The following is a 2,610-nucleotide window of genomic DNA, read 5'->3' on the forward strand; positions in this document are numbered from 1 at the left end:
CCTGCGTGCGCTCATCGGCGAGCGCCGCGGCGCGTTCGGCCGCACGCCTGCGCTGGCGGGGCTTCTGCATCGCCCACACGAGCGCAATCAGCGCGAAGGCGGGCAGGTACATCCACTCCTTGTCGGGCCGCTCGGCCGCGGGCAGCTCGATGCTGGCGATCGCGAAGCCCTGCTCCAGGCCCAGCTTCTCGGCCGGGCTGCCGAAGCGCACCGCCGCCACCTGCACCTGATCGCCCAGCGTCATCACCGTCAGACCCATCTTGCCCAGACGCTCGCGCGCGTTGCCCGGCTCACCCAGCGGCAGCAGCACGCCCTTGGCGATGTCCTGCCCCTCGAGGTTCATGCCCTCGACCCACACGCGCAGGTTGCCGTTGCGCGGCGCCGCCTCGACCAGGCGCGTGAGCTCGGTCGGCGCCACCTCGTCGTAGGGCGGATACACCATGTCCATCCAGAAGCCCGGACGGAACAGCGTGAAGGTCACCAGCAGCAGGATCAGCGTCTCGTGGAGGCGGGTCTTGGCGATGAAGAAGCCCTGCGTGGCCGCGGCGAACATCATGCTCGCCACCGTCGCGCTGACGATGGTCATCACCAGGTGGAAGGTGTCGGTGATGCCGATCAGCAGGATCTGCGTGTTGAAGATGAACATGAAGGGCAGGATCGCCGTCCGTGCGCTGTAGCCGAAGGCGGTCAGGCCCGTGCGCATCGGCTCGCTCTTGGCGATGCCCGCCGCGGCGTAGGACGCCAGCCCCACCGGCGGGGTCACGTCGGCCATCAGGCCGAAATAGAACACGAACAGATGCACCGCGATCAGCGGCACCAGCAGCCCGCTCTGCGCGCCCAGCTCCACGATCACCGGTGCCATCAGCGTCGACACCACGATGTAGTTGGCCGTAGTCGGCAATCCCATGCCCAGCACCAGGCAGATCACTGCCACCAGCACCAGCATCACCATCAGGTTGCCGCCCGAGAGCACCTCCACGAGCTCGGTCATCGCCAGGCCGATGCCGGTCAGCGTCACCGTGCCCACGATCACACCCGCGGTGGCGGTGGCGATGGCGATGCCGATCATGTTGCGCGCACCGGTCACCAGCCCCGAGAACAGGTCGTGCAAGCCGTGCTTCGTGGCCTCGCCCAGTGCGCCGTGGCCGCGGAAGAAGGCGAACAGCGGGCGCTGGGTGACGAGGATGAACATCAGGAACAGCGTCGCCCAGAACGCCGACAGCGCGGGCGAGAGCTGCTCGACCATCAGGTTCCAGATCAGCGCCGCCACCGGCAAGAGGAAGTGCAGGCCGGATTTGAGCGTGGGGCCGATCTCGGGCAGGTACGCCATCTTCTCGCCGGGCTTTTCCATATGGAGCTCGGGGTACTTCGCCCCGAAGCGCACGATCGCCACGTAGGCCGCGAGCATGAGCGCGCCCACGACGACGAAGGCCGCCTCGCCGAAGGCGCCCTTCATCCAGCCGAAGCCCCAGTACACCACCGCCGACAGGATGATCACGCCCGACACCGTCATCAGCGTGCTGATCACCGCGCGCTGCCAGGGCAGCGGCTCGCGCCGCGGCAGGCCCTGCAGCTCCATCTTGAGCGCCTCGAGGTGCACGATGTAGAACAGCGCGATGTAGGAGATCAGCGCGGGCAGGATCGCGTGCTTCATCACCTGCACGTAGCTGATACCCACGTATTCCACCATCAGGAAGGCGGCCGCGCCCATCACCGGGGGCATGATCTGGCCATTCACGGACGAGGCCACCTCGACCGAGGCCGCCTTGTCGGCGCGGTAGCCCACGCTCTTCATGAGCGGGATGGTGAAGGTGCCGGTGGTGACCACGTTGGCGATCGAGGAGCCCGAGATCAGCCCGGTGCTGGCCGAGGCCACCACCGCGGCCTTGGCCGGGCCGCCGCGCAACCCGCCCAGCAGCGCAATGGCCGACTTGATGAAGTAGGCCCCGGCGCCCGCGGTCTCGAGCAGCGCGCCAAAGAGCACGAAGAGAAAGATGAAGCTCGTCGACACCCCCACGGCGACGCCGAACACGCCCTCGGTGGTGAGCCACATGTGGCTCATGCCCTTGGCGAGCGAGGCGCCGCGGTGTGCGATCACCTCGGGCATGTAGGGGCCGAAGAAGATGTAGATCATGAACACCGCGGCCAGGATCACCATGGGCAGGCCCAGTGCGCGACGCGCAGCCTCGAGCAGCAGCACCATGCCGATCACCGCAGCCACCAGGTCGCCGGTGGTGGGCAGGCCCGGGCGCTGGGCGAGGTCCTGGTAGAAGATGAACAGGTAGGATGCACAGAACGCCCCGACTGCCGCGAGCACCCAGTCGAATACCGGCACGTACGCGCGCGGCGAGCCTTTGAAGGCGGGGTAGGCGGCGAAGGCGAGGAAGACGGCAAACCCGAGGTGGATCGCGCGCGCCTCGGTGTCGTTGAACACGAACACGCCGAGCGAGAACGGCAGCGGCGAGGCGATCCACAGCTGGAACAGCGACCACCCCAGCGCCACCATCAGCAGCAGCTGTGCAGTCAGCCCGGTGGGCTTGCGCCCGCCCGTGTCGGCCTCGGCGACGATCTTCTGCAGTTCTTCGTCGGACAGCTCGAAGCTGGCCTTGT

At 67.7% G+C, this 2,610-nt stretch carries 1 protein-coding gene; it reads right to left on the reverse strand.

Annotation, left to right across the window (positions count from 1 at the left end):
• Positions 1–2,610, reverse strand: a 2,610-nt coding sequence (locus tag ACUH78_RS18985) for a TRAP transporter permease (RefSeq protein ID WP_445334419.1), incomplete at both ends; no start/stop codon positions are given.

The organism is Thauera sp. ZXT1-4 (genome assembly GCF_052598215.2).